The organism is Desulfitibacter alkalitolerans DSM 16504 (assembly GCF_000620305.1).
GTDB classification, from domain to species: Bacteria; Bacillota; DSM-16504; order Desulfitibacterales; family Desulfitibacteraceae; genus Desulfitibacter; species Desulfitibacter alkalitolerans.
On record NZ_JHVU01000030.1, the window covers coordinates 24219 to 50622 of the forward strand.

Annotated in this window: 26 protein-coding genes and 1 pseudogene; 3 read left to right on the forward strand and 24 right to left on the reverse strand. The window is 39.6% G+C overall.

Annotated features, from left to right (window positions below; genetic code table 11):
* Position 1: 1 nt before the first annotated feature.
* The 24 genes from K364_RS0104690 to K364_RS0104805 form a co-directional block, all read right to left on the reverse strand.
* Positions 2 to 1330: a 4Fe-4S dicluster domain-containing protein gene (locus K364_RS0104690; protein ID WP_028307054.1), complete on the reverse strand. Its 1329-nt coding sequence runs from the start codon at positions 1328 to 1330 to the stop codon at positions 2 to 4.
* Positions 1331 to 1350: 20 nt separating this feature from the next.
* Complete coding sequence (locus K364_RS0104695) at positions 1351 to 2766, reverse strand: aldehyde dehydrogenase family protein (RefSeq protein WP_028307055.1); 1416 nt, start codon at positions 2764 to 2766, stop codon at positions 1351 to 1353.
* Between the two features lie 153 nt (positions 2767 to 2919).
* Positions 2920 to 3900, reverse strand: coding sequence for a cob(I)yrinic acid a,c-diamide adenosyltransferase (locus tag K364_RS0104700; protein WP_028307056.1), 981 nt, complete (start codon positions 3898 to 3900; stop codon positions 2920 to 2922).
* A 40-nt stretch (positions 3901 to 3940) separates the two neighbouring features.
* Positions 3941 to 4213, reverse strand: coding sequence for a EutN/CcmL family microcompartment protein (locus K364_RS0104705; RefSeq protein ID WP_028307057.1), 273 nt, complete (start codon positions 4211 to 4213; stop codon positions 3941 to 3943).
* A 25-nt stretch (positions 4214 to 4238) separates the two neighbouring features.
* On the reverse strand, positions 4239 to 5018 hold the full coding sequence (locus tag K364_RS0104710; protein ID WP_028307058.1) for a flavoprotein: 780 nt from the start codon (positions 5016 to 5018) through the stop codon (positions 4239 to 4241).
* Complete coding sequence (gene pduL, locus K364_RS22865) at positions 4996 to 5700, reverse strand: phosphate propanoyltransferase (protein ID WP_084295499.1); 705 nt, start codon at positions 5698 to 5700, stop codon at positions 4996 to 4998. Before pduL ends, K364_RS0104710 begins: the two co-directional genes overlap by 23 nt.
* Positions 5701 to 5751: 51 nt before the next feature.
* Positions 5752 to 6027, reverse strand: a complete 276-nt coding sequence (pduA, locus tag K364_RS0104720; protein ID WP_028307059.1) for a propanediol utilization microcompartment protein PduA — start codon at positions 6025 to 6027, stop codon at positions 5752 to 5754.
* Positions 6028 to 6029: 2 nt separating this feature from the next.
* Entirely contained in the window at positions 6030 to 6485 is a 456-nt protein-coding gene (locus K364_RS27810) for a BMC domain-containing protein (RefSeq protein WP_035268049.1), read from the reverse strand.
* A gap of 12 nt (positions 6486 to 6497) precedes the next feature.
* A complete protein-coding gene (locus K364_RS22870; RefSeq protein ID WP_084295501.1) occupies positions 6498 to 7010 on the reverse strand; it encodes a glycerol dehydratase reactivase beta/small subunit family protein in 513 nt (170 codons plus the stop codon).
* Positions 6961 to 8787, reverse strand: coding sequence for a diol dehydratase reactivase subunit alpha (locus K364_RS0104735; RefSeq protein WP_028307061.1), 1827 nt, complete (start codon positions 8785 to 8787; stop codon positions 6961 to 6963). The genes K364_RS22870 and K364_RS0104735 overlap by 50 nt, the downstream gene beginning before the upstream one ends.
* A 9-nt stretch (positions 8788 to 8796) precedes the next feature.
* Positions 8797 to 9330 (reverse strand): diol dehydratase small subunit, encoded by a 534-nt coding sequence (locus K364_RS0104740; protein WP_028307062.1) that lies wholly within the window; start codon positions 9328 to 9330, stop codon positions 8797 to 8799.
* Positions 9331 to 9345: 15 nt separating this feature from the next.
* The gene (locus K364_RS0104745; protein ID WP_028307063.1) at positions 9346 to 9993 is read right to left on the reverse strand and encodes a propanediol/glycerol family dehydratase medium subunit; all 648 of its coding nucleotides are present in this window, start codon (positions 9991 to 9993) and stop codon (positions 9346 to 9348) included.
* Between the two features lie 36 nt (positions 9994 to 10029).
* Positions 10030 to 11688, reverse strand: coding sequence for a propanediol/glycerol family dehydratase large subunit (locus tag K364_RS0104750; RefSeq protein WP_028307064.1), 1659 nt, complete (start codon positions 11686 to 11688; stop codon positions 10030 to 10032).
* Positions 11689 to 11702: 14 nt separating this feature from the next.
* On the reverse strand, positions 11703 to 12488 hold the full coding sequence (pduB, locus tag K364_RS0104755; protein ID WP_028307065.1) for a propanediol utilization microcompartment protein PduB: 786 nt from the start codon (positions 12486 to 12488) through the stop codon (positions 11703 to 11705).
* Positions 12489 to 12505: 17 nt separating this feature from the next.
* Positions 12506 to 12787: an ethanolamine utilization microcompartment protein EutM gene (gene eutM / locus K364_RS0104760; RefSeq protein WP_028307066.1), complete on the reverse strand. Its 282-nt coding sequence runs from the start codon at positions 12785 to 12787 to the stop codon at positions 12506 to 12508.
* 73 nt (positions 12788 to 12860) lie between these two features.
* Positions 12861 to 13325 (reverse strand): DUF1097 domain-containing protein, encoded by a 465-nt coding sequence (locus K364_RS22875; RefSeq protein WP_051533809.1) that lies wholly within the window; start codon positions 13323 to 13325, stop codon positions 12861 to 12863.
* A gap of 11 nt (positions 13326 to 13336) precedes the next feature.
* Positions 13337 to 14437, reverse strand: a complete 1101-nt coding sequence (locus tag K364_RS0104770) for a glycerol dehydrogenase (protein ID WP_028307067.1) — start codon at positions 14435 to 14437, stop codon at positions 13337 to 13339.
* Between the two features lie 331 nt (positions 14438 to 14768).
* A complete protein-coding gene (locus K364_RS0104775) occupies positions 14769 to 16406 on the reverse strand; it encodes a response regulator (RefSeq protein ID WP_028307068.1) in 1638 nt (545 codons plus the stop codon).
* Positions 16403 to 17659, reverse strand: a complete 1257-nt coding sequence (locus tag K364_RS0104780) for a sensor histidine kinase (RefSeq protein ID WP_051533810.1) — start codon at positions 17657 to 17659, stop codon at positions 16403 to 16405. Before K364_RS0104780 ends, K364_RS0104775 begins: the two co-directional genes overlap by 4 nt.
* 472 nt (positions 17660 to 18131) lie before the next feature.
* Positions 18132 to 19286, reverse strand: a complete 1155-nt coding sequence (locus K364_RS0104785; RefSeq protein WP_035268052.1) for an iron-containing alcohol dehydrogenase — start codon at positions 19284 to 19286, stop codon at positions 18132 to 18134.
* A 331-nt stretch (positions 19287 to 19617) separates the two neighbouring features.
* Complete coding sequence (locus K364_RS0104790; RefSeq protein WP_028307071.1) at positions 19618 to 21069, reverse strand: sigma-54-dependent transcriptional regulator; 1452 nt, start codon at positions 21067 to 21069, stop codon at positions 19618 to 19620.
* Position 21070: 1 nt separating this feature from the next.
* A complete protein-coding gene (locus tag K364_RS0104795; protein WP_028307072.1) occupies positions 21071 to 22411 on the reverse strand; it encodes a GAF domain-containing sensor histidine kinase in 1341 nt (446 codons plus the stop codon).
* Positions 22412 to 22446: 35 nt separating this feature from the next.
* Positions 22447 to 23595: an iron-containing alcohol dehydrogenase gene (locus K364_RS0104800; protein WP_028307073.1), complete on the reverse strand. Its 1149-nt coding sequence runs from the start codon at positions 23593 to 23595 to the stop codon at positions 22447 to 22449.
* 298 nt (positions 23596 to 23893) lie between these two features.
* Positions 23894 to 24253, reverse strand: coding sequence for a hypothetical protein (locus K364_RS0104805; RefSeq protein WP_028307074.1), 360 nt, complete (start codon positions 24251 to 24253; stop codon positions 23894 to 23896).
* A 36-nt stretch (positions 24254 to 24289) separates the two neighbouring features.
* Here K364_RS0104805 and K364_RS27815 point away from each other — a divergent pair.
* The 3 genes and pseudogenes from K364_RS27815 to K364_RS26095 all read left to right on the forward strand — a co-directional run.
* Positions 24290 to 24361, forward strand: a pseudogene (locus tag K364_RS27815) (hypothetical protein); the annotation flags it as partial.
* 43 nt (positions 24362 to 24404) lie between these two features.
* Entirely contained in the window at positions 24405 to 24725 is a 321-nt protein-coding gene (locus K364_RS27210) for a hypothetical protein (RefSeq protein WP_028307075.1), read from the forward strand.
* Positions 24726 to 24754: 29 nt separating this feature from the next.
* Positions 24755 to 24907, forward strand: a complete 153-nt coding sequence (locus tag K364_RS26095) for a hypothetical protein (RefSeq protein ID WP_084295507.1) — start codon at positions 24755 to 24757, stop codon at positions 24905 to 24907.
* Positions 24908 to 26404: the final 1497 nt, after the last annotated feature.

Below are 26404 nucleotides of genomic sequence, written 5' to 3' on the forward strand. Positions count from 1 at the left end.
ATCAACCTTCTACTCTTTTTATTGTTATAGCAGTTGAAGAAACTTCCTCAACCATCCCACTTATGCTGGCATGGATATTAGCCCCTAAAGTGTTTTCAGCCATTGCACCAATTAACTGGCCCCTTTGTACCATTTCCCCACCTTGGACAATTGCATTGGCTGCCCTGCCAATATGCTGACTTAATGGTATTGAAACTCTGCTGATTACATGTTCTTTATCTATAAGGGGTGCTGGTACATCATATTTTGTCAGGCCCAGTCTTGCAATGAGCCTATTACCAGGAATCTTTCTCCACTGTCTTGCATAATTTGGTTCAATTGTTCTTAGCTCATGAGGATTTTTTATGCCCCTCTCCGTCAACAGCTGTTTAATCATTTTATTAACTCGCACTGGAGATAAATCCATGGGACATCCAAATTTGTCACACGCACTGCATTCAGAACATAAAAAGGCATTGGTCGCATGGGCTGTAACACAGCTCCCCCCTCCAACCAGGCGCATAATCTTATGTGGCTCTATATGGTGGCCTAAAAGATAGCGTGGACAAATATCCGTACATGCCCTGCATTGGCAGCAGGATGATGCAGCTCTTAAAATGGTAAACTGTAGTGTCTGCTGCATATGCTTAATAAGATAATGCTCCTGAGAAAGAACAATAATGCCCCCTGTAGTCTTGGTCACCCTGGCAGACGGATTCTGTATTTTTCCCATCATGGGACCTCCCTCAATAATTACCGGGTTCTCAACTGTTGGTCCCCCGGCCATTTCCATTAGCTCCTGAAACCCCGCTCCAATGGGTGCTTTTATGGTAAGAGGCTTTTCCACCTCACCTGTGATAGTAATATATTTGTCACACACTGGCACATCTCTTAAAGCAAACCATATATTTAATAGTGTTTCTACATTTAACACCACACATCCAACTTGAAGGGGTATGCCTCTCTCTGGAACAACCCTGCCAGTGACCTCGTGGAGAAGGACATGCTCATCTCCTGCAGGATAGAAATCATCCAGCAGGTGAATAGAAAGGAACTCCTGATGGTATAATGTCTCCTGAAGCCGCTTAACAGCTTCATGGTATTTTTGCTTCAGCACAATGATCCCCTTTTTTGCACCGGTATGATTAACCACAATCTCTAAAGCTTCCCAGAGTTTTTTAGCATACAGGCCAATTAATTGCTGGTCAGACCTCAGCAGCGGCTCACATTCCGCGCCATTTATTAGTACATACTCTACCTCGGCATCAATTTTTACATGCGTGGGAAATCCTGCTCCACCAGCTCCTACGATTCCAGCTTTTTTTACCTTTTCAACAAGATTCATGGTCATTCCTATCACACCTTTTAGGTTTATACTATTGAAAATGCATCTACCAGTACGCATCTCCTTTGTCTCGTAAATGATCTGGCAGAGGTAAGGCCTTCACCTGTTGGCCCTGCAATTGTAAATGTAGTGAACCCCTCACCGCCAATGCCTATCCCTGCGTAAGACGGAGCGTTTTTTACAAATAAAGTGGTTTGGATTGCCTTTGCAAATCTGGTCATATTGTCAACATTTTTTGAATGAATTACTGCAGTATGTCTGTATCCGTGCTCTACCTTTACTGCCATAGATATTGCCGTATCAATGTCCTTCACCTGAACCAGAGGCAGAATTGGCATCATAAGCTCTTCGGTTACAAAGGGATGGGTTACATCTACTTCAGCAATAATTCCTCTAATTGATTGGTGAACCTTAATGCCAATTTTATCTAATATAAAGGCCGCATCCTTGCCAATATATTGTTTGTTCGGTGCATATCTAACTGTTCCGTCCCCGGTCTCATCCCTTGTGAGCACCAGCTCTTCAAGTTTTTTAAGCTCTATGCCTTTAACCTCAACTGCGTCATTTTTCAGCATTTTGCTTTTCAAGATGTCAGCTATGGAACCAAGGGCAAATACTGCCTTTTCAGCTATACAAGGCAGATTATTATCAAAGGTAGCACCATCAACTATACTTTTAGCCGCCTTATCCAAATCAGCTGTGGCATCTACTATAACAGGAGGATTTCCAGCACCGGCTCCAATGGCCTTTTTCCCAGATTTTAATACAGCCTTCACAACGCCTGGTCCCCCTGTCGCGACTATCAAGCGTATCTTTTCATGCTGCATAAGCTCTTCAACTATTTTAATGCCTGGTTCAGCCACATAAGATAGTAGGTTTTCCGGCCCCCCTGCCATTATAATTGCATTATTTAAAATTTCCAGTGTTTTTCTTGAAGTCTCCTTTAATGAAGGATGGGGGCAAAACACAACCGAGTTTCCGGCAGCAAGCATACTAATTCCATTATTAATAATGGTGGCAACAGGATTAGTTGCAGGGGTAATAGCACAAATCACGCCAAAGGGAGCCATCTCTACTATGGTAAGACCCTTATCTCCCGAAAATGCATCAGTTTTTAGGTCAATGGTGCCTGGAGTTTTTAATGCTGCAATCTTATTTTTGATTATTTTATCAGCTGCTCTGCCCATGCCTGACTCTTTTACAGCCATTTCGGCTAAAAGCTGTGCATTTGCAACTGCTGCCTCTCTTATAGCCGCTATTAAATCCTCACGTTTTTCTATGGGCATTACACCAAGCCTTTGCTGTGCAATCCAAGCTGCTTCAACAGCATCATTTGCATTAAGGAACTCGCCAGGTGGCTTCTTATTAAGATGGTTTTCCCTTACCATCTCTTTAACCACGGAATATACAAGTTTTTCAATAGCAGCACTGTCAATTCCCATTCTCCTCTTCCTTTCCTTGATAAAGTAAAACAAAACTTGGCTTGCGCCAAGTCCTTGACATCGGCGGAAGCCTTAGTCTTTGTGAATACTATCTACCTTGTGGAACTTATACTTTCTGATAGTGTAACAAAAACCTCGGCAAATATCGGCTTTTTAGTTTTGAGGGCAAACAGCTTTTATTGCTGCCTCAGCAACCTCCATATCCTCTTCCACGCTTCCCCCCGAAATACCCAGCCCACCTATTAATACTCCATTGGAATACAGAGGATAACCTCCTCCAAAGATTACTATTCTGTTGTTATTTGTGTTTTGAATTCCATAAAGAGCACCCCCCGGCTGGGACAGATCAGTAAGCTTATGTGTTGGAAGTTTTACACCTACAGCAGTAAAGGCTTTATTAGCTGCAATGTCTATACTAACCAGGAGTGCATCGTCCATTCTGTGAGACAAAACCAGATTTCCTCCAGTATCTACAACACTTATAACCATAGGCACGCCAATCTTTTTTGCATGCTGCTCAGATGCTTCAGCAAGTTTTTTTGCTATTTCAAGCAAACCCTTATCCACATAACCATTATCATCTGCCATTTGTCTAAACACCTCCCTAGTAATAATGCCTACCAATGTGTTAAACTCTTCCACCCTGGCCATGACATAAATCATATCCGAAAGTCTATTTAAATATTTTAAGATTATGGGGTTAACATATTCTGCTGCAGCAAGGCTTATGGTGCGCCTTTCCGCCCGCCTGACTATAGTCCTTGCCAGATCAAAAGCCCCGGATGCTAGTGTTGCTCCCGGATATACAAATCCCCTTTGCGGAGGTCTTAGTGCTTCAAGTCTGTCTATGTTTTTTTCCAACCAGCTGACATGTTCTTCATCAAGAGGAATTGTGCCTGCAGGCTGATTATTACCAGCCAGCTCTGCTGAGATTATAAACAGATCTTTCATTATTCTTCTTGATATGTTCTTCAAGTCATCTGAAGCTGTTAAGTTTACCGCCATGCTAAGGGCAGAGCTAGCTTCATCAATGGAACCATAGGCTTCAACCCTCATATGATCCTTTGCAACCACCGTTCCTCCAAGCAAACTGGTTAAACCCATATCACCTTTTTTTGTATAGATTTGAACCATGCCAATCACCTCTTAAAGAGCCGCATCACTTGGTCTCTTATTATACCTTTTGCACTTCAATTGAATCAATTATTCCTACAACAGCAACATCCGTAACCCCGTTATTTCCCGTTGCCTTGCGAGCTGAACTGCCGGTAATTATCAAAACAGTTTCTCCGATTCCAGCTCCTATGGTGTCTACAGCAATCATGGGCCCTGGCAGCTGCCTGTCTGGGATTATTTCCATTGGATCTACAATTAATAACTTGGAGCCAACAAGACTTTGGTCCTTTTGAGTAGCCACAACGTTCCCAATTATTTTTGCTAAATACATGAGCTTACCTCCCACCATGTTTATTCTATTCATATATAACCTCAATGCCATGCTGTTTGATCATATCCAGTGCCAGAGGGGTAATTATTGAATTATTAGCCACTTTCAAGTATCCTTTATCTATTACATCCGGGGTAATGTCCATGCTGGCAACAATATTTTTCTTGTGCTGCATACTGTAACTAGCTTGAGGTTTATTTGAGGAATAACTAAGAGTTTTTGACAAGTGCGAAATATTAACCAAAACTATTCCTAAGCTTTCTAATCTATTTAGATTGTCACCTGCCATTTTTATGATCCCAGTACTGGCGGGTGCCCTTGCTTTTCTTTTTCTTTCTTCATCCTGAACATCTGCGGCATTTTTTGCTGCAATCACTTTAATTCCTCTGGTTAAGGCAGCAATAATCAGACTGGTTGTTCCAGTATCACATATACCATTTGCCAGCTTGGCCGTGGTATTGATTGTCAACACTGGTATTAAAACAGCATCAAAATCATTAAGTCTTCCATAAAAGCTGCTTGTGGCTATTCCATTCCTAATAATTTCTACTGGATTAATTCTGGAGAACACCTCATTCTCCGGATAGATACTGGAGGCAGCATGGGACAAAAAAATCGTGATATTTGCCCAATCTGTCATTTCAGCAAGCTCCCTTAAGCTCTGCTCAAAGCCTATTGATCCACCAGTATAAATTGCCAGTATGTTTTTTTTCTGCAAGCAATTTGCCTTATGACTCTTTTCTTGACTGTTTATTTTATTAATTACTTCTCTAGCAATAATCTTAACCAAATGGTCTATATCCATGAAAGTCACTTCCCTTCACAGAGTTATACAATAGTGCAAAGTCCCCGGTTTTCACGCCTGCTGCATTGGCTTCATCCGTATCAATATGAAGTTCTAAACGATACTGGTCATCTACCCGAGCAAGCACATTGTTAAAAATAAGTCCTCTATCACCATTGATTATAACCCTAACCCTGTCCCCATCCTTGATCCCCAGTTTTTTAGCATTAATGGTGTCAAAATGAATATGCCTCGCTGCCTTGATAACACCTTCTTCTAGTTTAAGGCATCCGACAGGTCCCACCAGCACAATACCGGCGGAACCTGTCAGCTGCCCCGAGTCTCTTAATGGGGGTGTAATGCCCAGATGAAATGCATCTGTTTGAGAGATTTCTACCTGGGATACCTTTCTTACAGGAGCTAAAACTCGAACATTAGCTAGAATGTTTTTTGGACCAAGCAAGGTGATGGTTTCCTTTGCTGCATATTGGCCCGGCTGCAGCTCATTACGAAACTGCAGTTCATAACCTTTTCCAAATAAAACATCTATGTCTTTTTGACTTAGATGGGCATGACGCAGGGACACACCAATAGGTATTTTCAGGTTTAGCCTATTTGTAATATGTTTGTCTTTAATAGTTTCAAAATAGAGCCTATCTATTACTGTTTCTACTACTAATTTGGTTAATTCTTTGTTATCCATAGAACACTCCCCCATTACACCCCGTTTTTGCTATATCGTATTGACTCACACCTATAGTTTTGGCAGCATTTTTTCCACATCTGCATGAGGCCTTGGAATTACATGCACAGCCACCAGCTCCCCAACCTTCTGGGAAGCTACGGCTCCTGAATCAGTTGCAGCCTTTACTGCTCCCACATCTCCCCTTACCATTACAGTAACTAAACCTGACCCAATTTTTTCGTAGCCAATGAGAGTAACGTTTGCAGATTTAACCATGGCATCAGCTGCTTCTATTGCACCTACCAGGCCTTTTGTTTCGACCATGCCTAGCGCTTCACCCTTCATTCCTATTCCTCCTTGTTTTCTTTTTCCTTATTGTGAATACAGTTTATTTTAGGTTCTCCCTTTTTCCTTGAACAGCAAGGATCACCACAAAGGTTGCAAATCTCCCCTATTTCCTGAACTTGTTCAGTTGTTAAGACTTTAGTCTGAACTTGAACCTTTTTTACAGAATTCATTGTCATGTTTTCTGGAGAAGCAATCATATTGTCCAGAGCTTCATGGGGTCTAGCTATTACATGAGCTGCATATACTCTGCTTACTCTAGCTGCAGCCACTCCTCCTGCTGATACTGCCGCCTTTATAGCACCTACATCCCCTATCAGCTTCACTACAACCATGCCTCCGCCCTTTGTAAGTTCCATGCCATCCAGGGTTACATTAGCAGCCTTTGTCGCTGCATCTGCAGCTTCTACAGCTGCAGCAAGTCCTATGGTTTCAATTAATCCAATTGAGGTTTTCAATCTTTCCACCCCCTATATCTGCTGGTAACTCAACATTTTTTGTACTTCCCTGGCAACAGCTTTAACTAGGTCCTCAAACTCACAATTTACATTATTACCCTTGGAAAAATCCTGATTTAGCTCTTTAAAGGGGATTCCCTTGACCATGCGAGCTGCATTAGAGCCTATAACTCGCCATATTTCTAATCTGCCCTCAGTACCAGATACATAAAATAGCGGCTTATTAAAGCTTTGCCTGTTCTGACTTACCGCAATACTATGATCACTGCCTACTCCTATACCTGCTTCAAAATGGGACACAGCAGCAGCTTCTATAGCCAGGGTCACAGCATCTCCCTCGCTCAAAATAATCCTGTAGGGTATGCCTTCTTCCTCAAGGCCGGCTGTTACCTCTCTGATTAAAGGTTTATTATCAAAATTTTTATCAATAGCAATGCAGACATGTGGTTTTACCATTCTTTTTTCCAGCATACATTCACCACTTTTCATCTGCAGCTGACAGGACCAAACCTGTTGCAACTGCATTTCTGGGTCCCTCTGTCCCCCTGATGTTTCCTTGACCGCATACAATGCCGTAATCAGCAAGACCGTCGGATATGATCTCTGGTATCTCAAAATCCAGGGCAGAGCCTCCCACCAGAACCACATATTCAATATGCCTGAGATTACCGGTAGGTGATATTTGTTTTAGGGCACGAATAGTATTCTTTAAAAACACCTTCTCCTTGGCGGACCTTCTAAGGTTTCTGATTTTATCTAGTGTATGATTGCCTGGGATGGGCACAAAGTCATCTTCACCTCTTATTATGACTACCCTTGCGAAAAACTCTGGCGCCAAAGGCTCTTCAAAAAACCTTACTGTCTGATCCTCTAATCTAATATGAAACAGACTTTCAACCTTTCCCAGAGGAAATTTCTTTATTTCTTCTGAAAGATTTAAATTGTCCAAACCTAGACTAGAGTTAATGAGCATGGTTACCATATCTCCCGCACCTGCAAGGTGAATTGAACTGATTTTTCCGTCAGCATTAATAATTGCAGCGTCAGAGCTTCCACCTCCTATATCTAAAATGGCAAGGGGTTTTGTGGTTCCTGGGGTAGTAAGGGCACCTAATAGAGCCATGCCAGCCTCCACTCCAGCTATAACAGTTTTGATGCCCAGCTCTGCTGTCAGCCGCCTTGCCAGCTCTTCCATAGGAAGACGGTTGGTCTTGACCATGGCTGCCAGGGCAACAGCACTTTCAGCTGAAAATTCTCCTGCAAGGCCCCCCTTAACCCGCTGGGGCACCAAGGTATCCACAGCAAGGATATCCTGGATTTTCATTTCTGAGAGATTCTGAGAGGTCAGGGTGCTCATAACTGAACGCACCCTTTCCAGCATACCTCCTACATTTGTGCCCGGTTCACCATATACGTTAACAAGGGGTGTAACTCTAGCTACAGCGTCCATAATTGCCTTACTGCCATCTTCTATGTTTATTGTTTCATTTAGCCTCTCACCCTGTAAGACAATGGATCCTACTGGAATTTTCTTTTCCTTAACATCCCCCAGGGGGGTTTTAATAACTACAGCCGACCTGTTTCCAATCAATGCCCTGGCAATCGGTACCACCATTTTTGTTTCCTCAGGAGATAAATCAAATATAGTTGCAATCCCATAGGGATTGGATAATGTAGTAATTGTTTTACCTTGAGGAGCAACCTCAACAGCTGCCTGCATACCCATGGGGACTTTTTCTATACTATCAACCTCATCTATGATGGGAATTTTTTCTGTTAGTCTATTGGCAATTAAAACTGCGTCATCTCTTTTAACTACTACGCCTTGTATTTTTAACCCGCGTCTTGTCTGCTCATTAATGATATTGGCAGCATCCTCATAATCAAAACCCTCTGGTATAATGCAAATTACAGGTTCTTCAGGTTTCTTTTCGGAAAGCTCTGTTATTAGAGTAGTTACGCCCCTGCCGATACCTATTCCGCCCGGAGTTGATGGATTGTGTCCAATCATGGTTGATTCAGTAATAATGGTTTCTGAAATGGTTTCCATGGCCAAATCGCCAATTACCGGTGTAGCCTCATTTATTCTTATTACATCTATATCAGTAATTTTCATGTTAGCCTTATTCAGGGCTGCAGTTAGTGCAAGGACAACTCCAGGAATATTTTCTGTGGTACCTTTAATACCCGTTGTCTTTTCAATGGAGGCTGCTAAAAATTCAATGCTCCCTTTTTCAGTAATTTTTGCAAGGCATACCTCTGTTGTTGAGTTGCCTATGTCGACTCCAGCTATAACTGCCATCTAAATCACCTATTCTGTACGTAATCTATTCCTGCGCTTATATACCTCAGCAGCTTCTTTTATGAAACCAGCATTAATCTTTGCACTATACTTGTTTTCTAGTTCACCTGCTATATCTAGAAGCTCATTTTCTGTTGAACGGTATGGACGCAAGGCATTATAGATTTCCAATATTCTTTCATCTGGAATGCGGGTTAGCTCTGCAGCCCTGCGCAAATTGTTGGCAAACTGAGGTCTATTTACACCTTCGGCTATCTCTGCCTGCATAAGCAATGTTTCCCCTGTGATTCTAAGATCATCCGATGTTATCTCACCAGTTAAAACATTATTTAGTGTAATACTTGCCAGATTTTTCCCCCTGGGAGTTTTTACAAGATCGGGTCTTTTAGTGGCAAGGGGATAGTCTCTATCTGGATTGAGGTCCCTTTGATTGGCAGTATTTGTTGATGTTTCTGAAGTATCTGCTTTTACCTGGTCACTTCCCAGGCCCAGCTTCATCAGGGTTTCACGTATCATATCTTCTATTAACTTTTCTTGTTTCACGGCAACCACCTCCCTTTAATTAAACTGTACCTTCAGCTCTTCTGACCTAGCTCCCATTTCTACATGTCCGGTTTCCATTATATGTAAAACAGCTGCTTTGGCCTGATATCTAGGTCTGGCCATTTGGTCGTTTTTAACAGGTACCGGATTAGGAGACTCACCTTTGGCGTATTTGGCTGCATTCTTGCCTATTGCCCTGTATTCACTTAACTCCAGCAGGGGTGCCTGGGGAAATAGCTCCAGATTGGAAAGGGGTGCCAAATCCCTTTGATGAATTACAGTTGTTCCCTTGGATTGGATTCCAACAGCTACCCCTGAGCCTGACAATTTAGCCCCTTCGTGGGCTATAAAAGCCACATCTGATGTCTTCTTAACCCTTATAACCCTTACCCCTAAACCCTCTTCTTCAATGCCGGCAAAAATTTCTCTTAACACCTTATCATGTGGAATATTGGTAATTGTCTCAGTTTGATGAAGGCCAAAAGCCGGAGAAAGGGCAACCACAACTTCATCCTTTTTTGTACCCATCTGGGCAGGGCCTATGACTTTAAAGGTGAGATTATTTCCCGTATAATTATACGCCTTGAAGCTGCTTTCACTTTCCTGCATGCGCCTGATAACCTGTGCCGCTATTTCTCTTATCATTTGTTCACTAATCTGCATTTTTATTCACTCCTTTTTACAAAATCCAAAGGGTATCTATTTAACCTTTAGAGCAGCACTAATATTTTTAATTTCTTCCCATCTTTCATCACTCATGCGATAGCCGGAGCCTGGTCCCTGGTAGTCATTTTTATCATTAACCGCACTAATGACGTTAAAGGACGCATCCAAAATCGCAGAAGTATGCAGGTAATCACCTGATACTCGCTGTTTAAGCATTCCCAAAACATTTTCGGCTGCATCACTAAAACCACCCTTTGCAAGGGCCTTGGCTATGTCAAGACCAGTAATTCCCCTTTTCATCATGTCTTCTGCAGCTTTTAGGTCCTCAACCACATTACGCTTTGGCATATCCTTGCTGCCATGGGCATATGTGGCCGCTTCAACTTCCTCATCCGAAATCTTTGGAAAACCAAGTTCTTTAAACACAACCTGGAGAGCTCGTGCAGCCTTGTTTCTAATGCTGACTATTTCTTCTTCTGTAACAGGCTTAAGGCCACCATCAACTTTTAGGTCCCTCTGAAGAACTAAGTAATCATCAAAGTCATCGGAATCAAAGTTAGAACCAGCAAACATATTGTCATAATTTGGTACTGCACTAAAACCTGAAAATATGAAATCTGTGCCGGGAAGAAACTGCATCATGGTCCTAGCCGTTCTTCTAATATCGGAGTGGGAAAAAGTCTGGTCATTTCCTGAAGCAACCTCTAAATCCAGCATGGTAGTAACCAGATTTTCTGCTAGCACAGCCCTGATACCTGAGGGGACAGCACCAGGTACACCTATACAGCTGATTGAACCGTTTTGGAGACCCTGAACTCCTGCAGCTTTTGAAAGCATCACGCAGCGGACCTCTAAATATAACATTGATTTGCCTTCCGCATTACCCATCTGCACCTCAGAACCAGTCCCTGAGGTGAAACGCATTTTTAAACCCCTTGATGCATAAGCTGAAGCCAAAAAGCCCTTAGACCATGGAGTGTCATCCCCATCAACAAATACTTGTTCAGTACCGTAAACAGAAATTGTTTCTGCATAAGTGGTGATGCCTCTCATGCCAAGAAGGAGTTCAGTAGCTTCTTCAAGGGCACATTGGGTTAACACTCCTCCCCTGCCTACCTGTCCTCCGACCTGCAAGGACAGGGCATTAAAGGGTGCATATCTGACTACACCTACTGTTGTCTCCATTTCATCAAATCCCCTGTATGAAGCCTCTGCAGCATCAGCAGCTATAAGGACCGGATTGTCAGCAACATTTGTGACATGGCACTGGTTTGAAGGGGTTTTCCTAGCCCTCATCTTTTGTAGAGCCATCATCATTTCCACTACATTGAGCTTATCCATAATGCTGGTTATTTTAGCTGGAGTCAGTCCCCTGACAAGTCTTACTACATCTTTACGTGGTGTTGAAATGTCACAAAGCATCTTAGCAATGACAATGTCATCATACGACATTGCCTCTTCAGCTATTGAGATATCAATAGCATAATCAGCAATGAATTGATCTATCATGTCAAACCTGTCTCTTGTTTTGCCGTCTAGTTCAACTATCACATTATTCTCTATTTTGATACTTGGCTTAGGGTCGTTGGGGCTGCCCATGGCAATGAGACCAACTTCAGGCCATTCATGCACGAAGCCGTCCTTGTTAACAGCTCTTTCTGCCAGCACTTGAAATCTTTTAGATCTTTTCATCGAACTACCACCCCTTATACATATGGTTTAGTTAAGGATTTAGCAGGCGCAGACATTGTATTAAGCAAACTTAATCCTACTTCCCTGGCTCCTATAACAGCCTGCCTAACGGCCCCTGAATCTCCAGTAACCATTATAATAACTTCATTGGAGTAGCTGGTGCCCTTTCCTGGACTGGCATAGCCAACTACTTCTACATTGGCAGTCTTAACTGCTGTATCAGACATGAGCACTCCAATTGCTGCAGGGGCTCCCACAATTAGACCAAAGGCTTTTCCTGCTGGAGCATTAAAGGCTTTTTCTATAGCGCAGCTGGCCCTGGCAGTATACTGAAGCTCCAAATGTCCAGCATCATTTGCATAAACGTCACCAAAAGTCCTGTCTAACTCTTTCAAAGTTACTTCAACGGCCCTTCTCGCATCGGATACTTCCTCAGCACCAAAGATAATCAGGCAGCCATGACCGGCTCCCCCTTTAGTGTCTCTGGCCAGTTCAATGCTTACAATTTCAGTATTGGTAGCCTTAACGGCTTCATCTGCCGCCATGATTTGTGGTCCAGCTCCAGTTCTGGCACCTATAATACCAATTGATCTATACTTTTTTTCGATTCCCATTTTTTCATGAATAGCCGGATCAAGATTGGCTATAACCAAACCAATGGTTTCTCCTATTGCAGTTCCAACAAATTCAGTCATGCCGCAGCTTTTATAACCACCGTCACTTGCTTTTACGGTTTCTCCCGATGATGTCTGGTTTTTTATTTCCTCAACAACTCTATCTAAAATTTTGTCAAATTCCATGAAGATCACCTCCACATTTATTTATCTTGTTTGGGAAGAATTTTTTCCACATCTGTGTGTGGTCTTGGAATTACATGTACAGAAATAATTTCACCTACTCTCTTTGCTGCAGCGGATCCAGAATCTGTTGCTGCCTTTACAGCTCCCACGTCACCTCTAACCATTACAGTTACTAATCCGGAACCAATTTTTTCATAGCCAACTAAACTTACATTTGCAGCCTTTACCATTGCATCGGCTGCCTCTATTGCTGCTACTAAACCCTTGGTTTCAACCAATCCCAATGCTTCATGACCCATTTTAAATCCCCCTTTGTAAATATTTAGGGTAGGCAGCTAACACATAATATTTTGCTGTCTACCCTTAGATCTATTAGATATTTTCCTTTTGTGCCCCCGATACTTTTGGTGGGAAAAAGTCTGGTACAATGACGGATAAATACCCTAAACCAATGCCTATAAATAATGGAATGCCCACAGCAATGGGGTCGCCACCGCCGAAGTATGATGCGCAGGCTGCAAAGGCAGCTGGTGCAGTTGCAAAGGCCGGAACATTAATCATATATGTCATTATGAAAGCGATAACTGCAACTAAAACAGCAAGCATAACTAATCCCCCGCCTATCTGACCCCATAAAACTACACAAAGATAACCCAGGATAATACCTGACAACGCTGGGGGAACACTCTTTTTAATAGCCTCGGCATTACCACCAGTAAAGAAGAACAAAGCCCAGCCAACAAACGCCGGCCATGTTAAAATGTTAAATGTTCCTGAAACAAATGTCCAAATCCCTGCCAGGACACCTATTACAATTGCTAAAGATAAATACGGCATGTTTTCACCTCCTATTTCCCAGCTAATGCCCTGGCGCCCAGGGCATCTGCCGCAAGTATAGCCGCATAAACCATCTCAGCATTAACTGGAAACGGCTCATTATGAATTGTCTCTCCTTGGACAACAGATGCCTCAGCAATACTCATAATTTCATCTTCTTTAATTTCATCTATGCCAATTTGCTTTAATGTTACTGGTAAACCAACTGAACAGCAAAAATCTATGACCTCATTGATTTGTGCTGTTGACCTTTCTTCTAGTATTAGTTGAACTAGTGTCCCAAAGGCTACCTTTTCGCCATGGTACTCACCATGGGTTTTTTCAAGAACCGTTAAACCATTATGGACTGCGTGGGCAGCTGCAAGCCCCGAGCTTTCAAAACCAAGTCCACTTAGAAGAGTATTTGCTTCAACAATCTTTTCTACCGCCGGAGTCACAACTCCCTTTTCAATAGCCAGTTTAGCCTGAAGACCGTATTCTAATAAAAGATCATAACAAAGCCTTGCTAATGCCAGGGCTGCCGCCGTGGAACTTCCACCTGGAAGATTGCCTGCAAATGCTTTTGCACATGCATCTGCCTCAAACCAGGTTGCTAGTGCATCGCCCATTCCCGACACAAACAGCCTTGCCGGTGCTTTGGCAATTATAGCCGTATCAACCAAAACTAAATTAGGATTGGTAGGCAGTACCAGATATTCTTCAAATACACCTTCTTCGGTATAAAGAACAGATAGTGCGCTGCATGGTGCATCAGAGGCAGCAATAGTTGGGATAATTGCGACAGGGATTCCCATGTAATGAGCAACTGCCTTTGCAGTATCAAGGGCCTTGCCGCCACCTACTCCTATGATCACATCTGCACCTTTAGCTTCAGCCACCTGCTTTAACCTCATGACCTCCTGCTTGGAACTCTCACCTTTAAATGTTTCAAAGACCCATTCAACACCTGCATTAGCTAAACTCAGCTCCATGGCTTCTTTACAGCAGCTAATGCCTCTGTTTCCTCCAGTAATTAGAGCTTTTTTACCCAACAAACTAATATGCTTTCCAACTTCAGCTATTGCTCCCGCCCCTTGAACGTAACGACCTGGTGCTATCATTACCTTGCTCACAATTAATACCTCCTATTTTAATATCAACCCACAAATACCACCCTAACCTGGCCACTACCCTCCTTCATAGATGGTTTTTCGTTTTTAACCTTTGTGCCTGATTATTCAGTATTTTTTTGATTTTTTCCTCTGGACAGGGTTGTATTCGTGTAGCATATTATTGTCAAATAATTTCCGTAGGGTTCTGCTCTGACTAAAACAAAAACTGGAATATTTCTACCCATATAGCACTCTGTTGGCAAAAACAAGAAGCATTTTAGTTTTTTAAACTAAAATGCTTTAGATTTACCTTTAAATAAATTTTCATTTCCCCATCCCACTTGAGTAGTACTCAGTTTTTTGGATGGCTGCAAATAACCTGCCGGAACCGACTTGGCGGCATACCTACTGCACGGGTAAAGACTCTGCTGAAGTAATTGGGGTCTGAATAACCAACCTTACGTCCTATTTCAGATACCGGAATATCCAGATTATTTAATAACTCTTTTGCCTTTTCAATCCTGATCTTAAGTATATATTCTGAAAAAGTGCTGCCGACTTGGTCTTTAAAAATTCTACTAAAGTAATCAGGACTTAAATAAATCACCTTTGAAAGATTACTAAGGGTAAGCTCAGAATTATAATTCTCCTCAATATATTCAAGGACCTTTTGAATCGGGCTGGATACTGATTTTGTTTCCGTTGAGTTTACGATCCGCAGTCCAGTTTCTCCAAGTTCTAAAATCCAGTTTTCAAGATCATCTATTGATTGGCAAAGTTCTATTTTCCGCGCAAAATCATAGTAGACACTAGATTCACCGAATTGGTCCCCTTGCAGATTAATACCCATACTACGGGCAAATATTATCAAAATATTTATCAAACGAGCCTTAACCAAGTATAAATCAACATTACTATCACAAGACAACTGGCCTAGAAAATGTTTGAACAGCACCTTCACTTGACCAATGTTACCTTGTTTTAATGCTTCAACTAAATTATTATCACCAGTACTCTGGGCCATTTCTATACTGTTTAGTCTTTCTCCTAACTCCCCAATATGGACTACGTGCTCAGAGCCTAGATAAAACATACCCAAGTCAGCTGCTAATTGAGCCTCCCATACGGACCTGGGAATTTCGGAAATATCTTTACATGTATTTCCTAGTCCAACAGTTACTCCTAATGACAACTTTTCTGAAGCATTGTGTATTATTTCATTTGCTATACTGTAGAGATCCTTTTCAATATCTACTGTCGTGGTTCCTAATAAACCCAATAACAGCTTATCACCAATGGGTAAGCACAGCCCGTAACTATATTTCTTAAGTAGATCTTCAATTAATTGCTGTAAATTATAACGAGCTAAATCTGATACAGTATGTAAAGGATCATTTAAATTATTATGTTCAATATATACTCCAAAGGCAGCCTGGGGTAATACTTCTAACTGTAAAATATCAGCCTGCCTTTCAATCCTTGACCTTTCCTCCCAGGTGCCAAAGGCTAAGCTTAAACCCAGATTTAATCTAAGCCATGGTAATGCCTCCTTAAGCTGGCGCTCAAGTTTTAACTGCTCTGTCTCACGCAATTTTTCTTGCGCGATCAATACCTGTGCTTTATTAAGCGCTTCTAGGAGGTCTTTTGAACCAAGTGGCTTTATTAAATAATCCATTGCCCCAACTTTAAGTGCTTCCTTAGCATACTCAAATTGATCATACGCTGTAAGAAAAATAATAACAGAAGAGGGTGATTCTTTTTTAATGTGACTGGCTGCGGTTAAACCATCAATACCTGGCATTTTTATATCAAGCAAGATTATGTCAGGTTTGAGTTCAGCAGCTGTACTGATAGCTTCTTTTCCATTCTTAGCTTCTCCAACTACTTTGTACATGTCTTCATAGTGCTTAAGCATAATTGGGATAGCTTCTCTTTCCAACCACTCATCATCAACAACAAGTATCCGCAGTTGTTCATGGTTACCATTCATTTTTTCACAGCCATTTCTTTAGTATTATTTATTTGGAGAGGAATCCATATGGTGACAATTGTACCTTTACCCACTTCGCTAAAAATTTCCATAAAATCATTACAATTGTAGCAATGCTTTAAACGCTGTTTAACACTCCTTAACCCAAGCCCCTTTGTAAGGCCTGCTAGCGATCGACTAGAATCAAGGCTCTGCATTATCCTTTCTGTATCCATTCCTATGCCGTTATCAGTTATCTTAATACATACCATGCCTTCGATCTTTCTAGCCTCTATTGTTATGTTTCCAATATCTTCCCTAGGCTCAATACCATGTACAATAGCATTTTCTACGATTGGCTGTAACGTCATTATTGGTATCATTACCTCTAAAACATCCTCTTCAATTTCTATTCTAAAATCTAATTGATCTCCGTAACGAGTCTTCTGAATAAACAGATAATTTTCTATGTATTCTATTTCTTCGTGTAGAGGTGCTAGTTTATCTATATTTTGCAGAGTACGCCGCAATAATCTGGCCAGTGCATGTATCATTTCTTCCGTCTTACCAGCTCCTTCAATTAGTGCAAGCCGACTTATTGCATTGAGAGTGTTAAATAAAAAGTGGGGGTTTATCTGAGACTGCAGGGCACTAAGTTCTAATTGATGCATAACACGTTCTTTTTTAGCACTATCCTCTACTTGTTGAATAAACTTCTGATGAGTTATTTTTGAGACACTCATTTCAACAATGTATTTTGCAACTATCTGCATTAGCTCACCAGCTGCTCTACATGTTGTCTCTGATACTACTTGTATTTCTTTAAAGGCATTCTCTAACCTGTCAGGGTCTATATCAAATTTAACGGCCATTTGGCGAATTTGCCGTAATTTTTGAGGAGATGGTTTTTCAAAAAGCACCTGCCCGCTTAAAACAGCTCCCCAATATACATCATCAATAATAAGAGGCGTCGCCATATCATTAAGTCCACAGTGGCACTTGTATAAATTAATATCTCTACATTTGCAAGCTATCTTTCCACCAATACTATCTGATTTATAACAACCCTTCAACCCTTCCTTGGATGAACGGATTAGACGGCAAAAATTTGTAAAGTTGCTTGGTTTTGTAATAGGAATACCATCCACATCCGACACAACCGCACCCATACTTGTTGCCGCAGAGAATTTATCTATTACTTCCTGAAGACGCGAAATATCTATCACTTCTCTTAGATAACCATCTACCTTTAACCCATAAATACTATCTTTCATCAATCGTCCACCCCTCTTGTGGAAAGAGTACCCTTTAATACTAATATTGTCCCATGGCTTATTGTAAGTCAATGTTTAATTATCCTTTCTGTTTGTTTTATGTAGGTTATTCCTAGTCTTAGTCTACATTAATAAAGTAATTAACAGATTAGGCACATACTTCGGCTAACCTCTAGATAATTAATTGTTTTATTAGCACAATATTGTCATTTTTCATTTGCAGGTTACTGTTTACTAAATAAAAAACTGCCATGGCATAACCACAGCAGTCAAGTTCACATCCTACGCTGTTTTGGTACTATCAACCCCCACATCGGACTTTCACCGACTAGTAAGCACCCATGCTAAGCGCACAACAAGATAGCTTCCCCTATTTTTATAAGGGAAGCTATCTTAAATGCAAAGCTATGTTCTTATATAAAACTTCAAGTGGCGCTAAAAAATCAAATAATAATTTATCTATCCATTAACCTTAAAGTGCATTTTTATATATTTGAATTATGTCTTCCAAGGTAGCAGTTCTTGGATTAGTTAAACAACAAGCATCTTTCATTGCATTTTTCGCCATGATTTCCAGATCCTCTTCTTTTACTCCCAACTCAGATAAACCTGCAGGTATACCAATGTCCTGAGATAACTTTTCTATTGCATGGATGGCCTTTTCTGCTGCATCTCTTACAGAAAGTCCTTCAATATTTTCTCCGAAGGCTACTGCTATATCTGCAAACCGCTTGGGATTACTGATTAGGTTAAATCTTTCCACATGGGGAAGCAAAATAGCATTACATACACCATGGGGTAAGTTATAAAATCCTCCTAGTTGGTGAGCCATGGCATGAACATAGCCCAAGCTTGCATTATTAAATGCCATACCAGCCATAAATTGAGCATAGGCCATGTTGTTTCTTGCTTCAAAATTCTCTCCGTTGGCTACTGCATTTCTCAGGTTTTCTGATATTAGCTTTATGGAATGAAGCGCAGCAGCATCTGTTACTGGAGTCGCTATTGGAGATACATAGCCTTCCACAGCATGAGTCAAAGCATCCATCCCTGTAGCAGCTGTCAAGTCAGAAGGCTTTTTCATCATTAAAAGTGGATCATTAATTGATACTGAGGGTGTACATCTCCAGTCAACAATTGCCATTTTTATATGTCTGTCAGTATCAGTAATAATGCAAAAACGAGTCATTTCACTTGCAGTACCAGCAGTAGTATTAATAGCTATTAAAGGTACCATTGGTTTTGTACTCTTATTAACACCTTCGTAATCATTGATTTTGCCACCATTTGCAGCAACAATGCCTATACCTTTCGCACAGTCATGGGGCGACCCACCACCAAGGGATATGATTATATCACATTTTTCTTTTTTAAAAACATCCAGACCTGCCTCTACATTTTTATCAGTTGGATTAGGCTCTGCCCCATCAAAAACCACAACTTGAATTCCAGCACTTTCCAGGATTGCTTTTACGGCTTTGGCCATGCCCAATTCGTTCAATACCTTGTCTGTAACTATTAAAGCTTTGCTTCCACCAAGGTTTTTGACTTGCTCTCCCACTTGATTAACTGCCCCAGGACCCATTAAATTAATAGTTGGCATGAAAAAACTAAATACCTTTTCCATCTCTTTTATCTCCTCCTTTAATTTACTTTGATAGCATTTATTACTATCAACAAGTTATCTTTGTTATTAGCAATAATCATGCCATCGACAGAAATTTTCTAATATTTCGGAAAGAGATAAGGATTAGACGGAGAGCAAATCTTTTTTTAACATTTATCCATTTTTTCTTATTGCTTATTGCTTATTGCTTATTTCTTATTCGTATTATTTTTTAAAATAGTACATTATATAGTGCCTAAAATGATACAAGCACCCAAATATGGAACAATAAATACTTGTCCCTACAAACACATGCAATGGATACCTGAAGAATTTTTTATCTTTATATGTTTTACCTGTTTTTTACCTTTCTATAAAGGGTATTGCGACCAATACCTAGGATTTTTGCTGCTGCTGTTATATTGCCTTTGCAGCTTTGCATGGCCATTTCTATCATCTCTTGTTCCACTTCCTCCAGTGTTTTCTGGGGCCAGAATCCTACCTTGTCTGGCATTTTTTTAGATATTTTCCAAACTATTTCATTAAGTTCATTGGCTATTGAAATTAACTGTTCTTCAGAGTATGTATCAATATCCTCCAGTGAAATCTTTTTGCTATCACTTATTTCATTAGTTCCCTTAAATATTTTTTCTGGAAGATGCTTAGGTAATATCATGTTGCCTTCAGCAAGGGCTGTCGATTGTTCAATAGCATTTATAAGCTCTCTAATATTGCCTGGCCAAGGATATTCCATTAATCTCTTTATTGTTTTAAAAGCAAACCCCTTTGTTTTTAAGCCTTTTTTATTTATTCTTTTCTCCAAAATATAATCTACAAGAAGAGGTATGTCTTCTTTCCTCTCTCTTAGGGGTGGTAAATGGAGTCTTAACACATCAAGCCTGTAAAATAAATCCTGGCGAAATGTATTATTAACCACTGCTTCTTCCAGATCAAGATTTGTTGCTGCTATAATTCGGACATCAGTTGAAATTTTTTTTGTGGCACCAATGGGAATAAATTCACCTGTTTCTATTGCTCTTAAAAGTTTTACCTGGATACCAATACTTGCTTCCCCTATTTCATCCAGAAAAAGAGTGCCTCTATCTGCAAGCTGAAAGAAGCCCTTTCTCTGGTGGCTTGCCCCTGTAAAAGAACCCTTTTCATGTCCAAAAAGTTCGCTTTCCAGTAGACTTTCTACTATTGCACTGCAATTTATAGCAAGAAAAGCTTCATCCTTACGCTTACTACATAGATGTATAAAACGGGCCATTAGTTCTTTTCCTGTTCCAGTTTCTCCTGTTATTAAAATGTTCAAATCTTTAGGAGCCACTTTTGCAGCAAAATTAATTAGCTTCCTGAATTTTTCATTGTCACCTACTACCAGACCCACTTGACTACAGGCTTCTTCATAATTCTTATAAGATACAACCACTTCCTGCTGTTCAAGGGCTTTTTTAACAAGACACTCTAATTCATATATGTTTTCAAATGGCTTGTTAATATAGTCAAAAGCTCCCAATTGAATTGCTTTTACTGCAGATTTTATAGTACTGTATCCTGTCATAATAATTACTTCACAATTATTCTGCGTTTCCTTAATTTTTCCCAGGAGAGCAATACCATCTGTATCAGGCAATTTCAGATCCACCAGGGCCAGTTGAAATTGATTTTTTTGAAGTTTGTTTAAAGCTTGTCTTCCATCATGTACAATTTCCAGTTTATAAGTAAGATTATCCAGGAGATATGTAAAAAAGTTTCCTACTTCTGTATCATCATCTATAATCAAAATATTATATTGGTACATTTTATCCATCTCCTTTGACCAGGGGAATATATAGAGTAAAAGTAGAACCTATTCCCGGTTTAGATGTAACCTCAATTGATCCTCCATGGGCCTCTGCTATTCCCAGGCTTACAGACAATCCAAGGCCTGTTCCTTGACCAGGTGGTTTAGTTGTATAGAAAGGATTAAATATTTCTGTAAGTTGGTTTTTTTCAATGCCATGTCCATTATCTTTTACAGAAGCATATGTGCAACTTCCAAGCTTTTGATGATAGCATATTCCTGTTTCTATCCAAATGGTAGGGTTGTCTACATCTGCTACAGCATCTTTTCCATTAAGAATGAAATTTACAATAACCTGTTCCAATTGCTGTATATTTCCTTTAATTAACAGCACCCCAGAATCTAAATCTAATTCAAGCTTTACATTGCTGTTACCTATCTGATAAGAGAAAAGTTCTACCGACTGCTTAACTGCATTATTAAGATTAATATTAGTAAATGGTTGATAATCTTGTCTAGCAAAGGTCAAAAGGCTCTGAATAATTCTTTTACATCTGACACCACATTTTACAATATCCTCTATTATTTTACTTTCTTTGGAACCAGCAATTGAATTTCTCTGTAACAATTGTGCATTTCCTAGAATTGCTGTTAAAGGGTTATTTAATTCATGGGCTATGCCCGCTGCCATTTGCCCTACTGCCGCTAGTTTTGTAGATTGTCTAAGCTGGGATTCAATGGCTAGCTTTTCTTTAACTTTTTCATAAAGCCTTGTATTTTCTAAACAAACAGCGAGTTGATCTGCCAACTGCTTACTGAAAGTTAAATCTGATTCATCAAATCCATTTGCTTTTTTACTCAGTAATGCAAGGTTTCCTATAACCTTTTCTTTAATCGCCAGGGGTACCACAATCAAGGATTTTATTCCCATATGAAAGTAGGCCTTCTCCTCATAATATCTAGCATATTCCCTTGAAATATCTTGCAGTAAAAAACTCCTGTTATTTTTTAATGCATCCCAGTATAAAGATTGACCTTTTTCTATGCCTTCCCAGGAAAACACTTCATCAAAAGCTTTTGCTGGAAGAGAAACCTTGACTTCTAATTTATTATTGTTAATTAAAGACAACTCTAGGATGTCAAAGGTAAACACATAATTTAATTTATGAGCCACATTTTCCATCATTTCTTGTAAAGACATGTTCACATTGATGCTTTTTGTCAGCTCATTTATTATTTCTAATTGTGCATTTTGCCTCTGAGTCTGAAAATTTTTCTTTTTAAGTTCAATGTAGTAGTTTTTTTTTGAAGAACGTATCCCCGTAAGGTCCTCAATAAGATTTAGTTTTTCTTTATGCATAACCATACCTCTTTTTTATACACAAATGATAAATGTTATAAAGCCTTCTTTAATACAGATAAGATATCCTGAGCACTTGTATCTCTTGGATTTGTTATAATATTTGCATCCATTGTGGCTTTAATGCTTACTTCTTCTAAAAACTCCTCTTTTATACCAACCTCTGAAAGTTTGGAAGGAATTCCTATATCTTCAGCCATTTCTCTTACTAGTGAAATAGAGATTTTAGCCAGTCGTATATCAGAAACACTACTATCTAAAACACCAAACGCCCGGGCAATATCAGCAAATTTATCAACTGATGATAAAAAATTATACTCCATTACATAGGGAAGGAGTATGGCGTTTGCTTCTCCATGGGGCATGTCTAAAAGACCGCCAAGCTGATGAGTTACAGCATGTACCATCCCCAAAATAGCATTGGAAAATGCAAGTCCTGCTTGCATACTTGCCATGGCCATGGCCTGTTTTGCTTTTTTATTTGTTTGTGAGGCAACTGAATGTCTTAAGTTTTGTGCTATTAACTTAATAGAATTAATAGCAAGTACCTCTGTCATGGGAGTACTTGCTAATGATACATATGCCTCAATGGCATGTGTAAGGACATCCATTCCAGTTGCTGCAGTAAGTTTTGCATCCTTTGTTGAAAGCAGCTCTGGGTCTATTATTGCAATATCAGGTATCAAAGATTTTGAAATAATTGTCATTTTAGATTTTCTAAATGTATCTACAATTACAGAAAATTGAGACACCTCGGAACCTGATCCTGCCGTTGAAGCTACTGCAACCATTGGTGGTAATGGGTTAAATATTTTATTTACCCCTTCATAATCTTTAATGCAGCCTCCATTGGAAACTAAAATGGCAACTGCTTTAGCAAGGTCCAGCGGGCTTCCACCACCCAAGCCCACCACTGCATCACACCCTTCTTCCTTGTAAGCTTTTGCCGCATTTTCTGCTTCATAATCTCTAGGGTTTGGCGTTACTTCTGTCCAAACAAAATATTCCAATCCAATTTGTTCAAAATACGGCAGTGCTTTGTCAACCCATCCTGCATTCCTTACTCCCTCGTCACTTACTAAAAATACTTTTGTAGCTCCAAGTCTAGCAGCGCACTCACCAATTTGTGATAAAGCTCCATCTCCAAAAATTATTTCAGGAGCCACAAATTTTGTGATTTGCAAACCCTTTTCCCTCCTGTCTTTAATATATTTAATAGGTAATATTTCTTTTTTTGAAAGCAATTTCCTTTAAAAGCTAATTTAAGCATTTATGTTTTTTAAGAGTACCTTTCAGAAAACACTAATGCTCATCAAACTTTCATTTGAATTTGGAATTTTTCATTGAGACTGTAATAGCATACACTTATTGTACTTTTTTGCTTCATGTTTAAATAAAGCCTTATTATACTTCCTACAGTTATGTCAATTACCTTAGCCAAATAGTAATTTAAATAAACGGGTTTGTATTTTTATAATTTCATTATGCCACATCGTATACATTATTTTTTATATCCGAATTACCCAAAATAGAATTGATAAAAAGCATATTAGAAAAATAGTGTAGCGACTGCCCGAAAGTATTAGTATATTCAACATTATGCTCTGCCGAACATTTGTTATCCTTCTCCTGAAAATTTTGTTGTTTCAATGCCAAAGACATGTACCCCTTGCTACATTTATCTTTCTTTCCGCATCCTGGCAAATAAGGACATTTTTCATCACCCGTATGATGAGGCAGCAATTTTTGTTTCTCTGTTGCCTTTAAACTGCCTGGAATTACTATAGAAAATTTACTCCGTCCTTCTTTCCCACTGTCATCAAAAAATCCACTTTTTTGCAACTGTTTAGTCCTATAATTAATGAAAAATTTTTAAATTTGCTGTCAGACATGGAGGTAGATAAGTATTTAAAAAAGTTATCTACAGTAGAACTTATTGAACTACTAGCCAATTCCCAAATTAACCAAAAAAACAGCCTGAAAGATATTAGTAATGATTTTAACAATGATGAATCTACTGAAGTCTTTGATAATCAATCCATTAGCGCCTCACAAATATCTCCCAAGATTAAGAGATCTGCCAGTAGAGGTAGTAGTTTATTTATTCAAAAATATCACTACGCAACTTGGTAAAGAACTTGGTCATGATAGAATACGTCAAGAAATGGGACGGTTGCTAATACTTGATTCTAGAGCCATAAGCTTATGTTTATCTCAGTTTAGATGGGCTAAATTCAGAGAAACTAAAGCAGGGATAAAGCTTCATTTACTACTTGAATTCTGCAATGGTGTGGTTATACAGAAGAAGCGATAGTTACACCAGCAAAGCCTGCAGATAAAAACATGATGGATGATATGATAACCTATGAACAAGAAACCATCTATGTTTTTGACAGGACGTATGTTGATTATGAGAAGTTTGATGCATACTGTAAAAAGGGTATTTACTTCGTCAGTCGCTTAAAAAGCAATGCAGTAGTAGAAGTCCTTTGGTAACATAACAAAGCATCAGCTAGTACGCCTTGGTAAAGATGGCTCTACAAAAATGGAGCATCCTCTACAGCTTATAGAGACACAAGACAGTAATGTAAGGGGACAATCTCCCCTGCAGTAATATCAAAATATTAGGACAATTGCATCTTCAGTAAGATATTTAAGTGGTTGGAAAGGGCAGGGAACCACCCGTACCCTTTTTTATGATATATTAATATCATTATCAACAACCGAAAACCAACCACAACCATTGTATTAGACATTGAGCTGCCTTTCAAGTGTTCTGGTGAGGATTTTGAAAAAATCTATCAAGAACATTATAAAGGTACAATAAGGCATACGTTTATTCGTCAAAGTTTGGGACTTGCCGATAGTGTCAGACTCAAGTATAACGGTGGCTTTGAAAGATGGTTATTTCTTCTTGATGAAAATGATTGTATATACAAGGTTAGATTTGTAGTACAGACAGCGGTAGGTTTAACAGCGAGTCGGGTAAGTGGAAATATATCAGTATTTTCCCTAGTTTCATCAAGAAGTACTGGCGCCAGCCAAGCCTTAATTTACTTGAGTACATTAGCTGCCAGGTAGGAGAGGGTGAGAATATATTTAGGCACATTGATGACCCGGAAGAAATCCTTGACTGCGAAGATCGTATAGTAAGGTCAATAAGACGGATAGAAAAAGAATGCAGAGAGTATAACTACCTGACATTACTTAACTCTAGATATGTATCCGTCTATAACAGGCCACTTTTGGTATCAGATAAGGAGCATGCAGAAACAAGAAGATTTAGTACATTGTTTAGCCTTGTATCAACAGCAAGGCAATTCTTCGGAAAACAGCATGGACTACTTAAACTTGTAAATACTGAAATTGTCCTGTAATACCAGCAGAGTCAAAGAATGCTTTCCTGCTCCCAATTAACAACAATAATGTCATATTTTCCTTGTAAGCTTTTCTAATCCCATCCTAAACTTGCTCTTTTTGTCTCTCATCTGCTCTCATCTAAATTAATTTCCCATTGTTTTAGTACTTTTTCTTGATTTTTTAGCCCAGCAAGAATTTCACATATCACTCTCCTGGTTTGAGGTGCGATATCATACACTTAGGACAAAGCTGGAGGTGTTACAAATGGGGGAACTCCCAATTAAGTGTAAAACAGCAAAATATCCTAGCCATATCTGTGATGAAAACTGCAAAATATTTTCACCATTAAATACTATATCAAATTAAATAATCTGCCTTTTAGTTATGCAAATTAAAAAATCTGTCAATACTCTTTATTAAAAAGGTATAGAAAGGAAAAAGGGAAAGCGGCACGACACCTAACTTCCCCTTTTTTAAAACCAATCACATGATTAGTATTGACAATTTTTTGAGAAATATTACCACTAATTCACTTTCCGGGGAAATTTTTTTTCACATGTTCGTTATTGCACCAATCAAGCACTCTGCCATTTATTTAATTTACATTCCACCCTGGTTAAATTAATACTATTG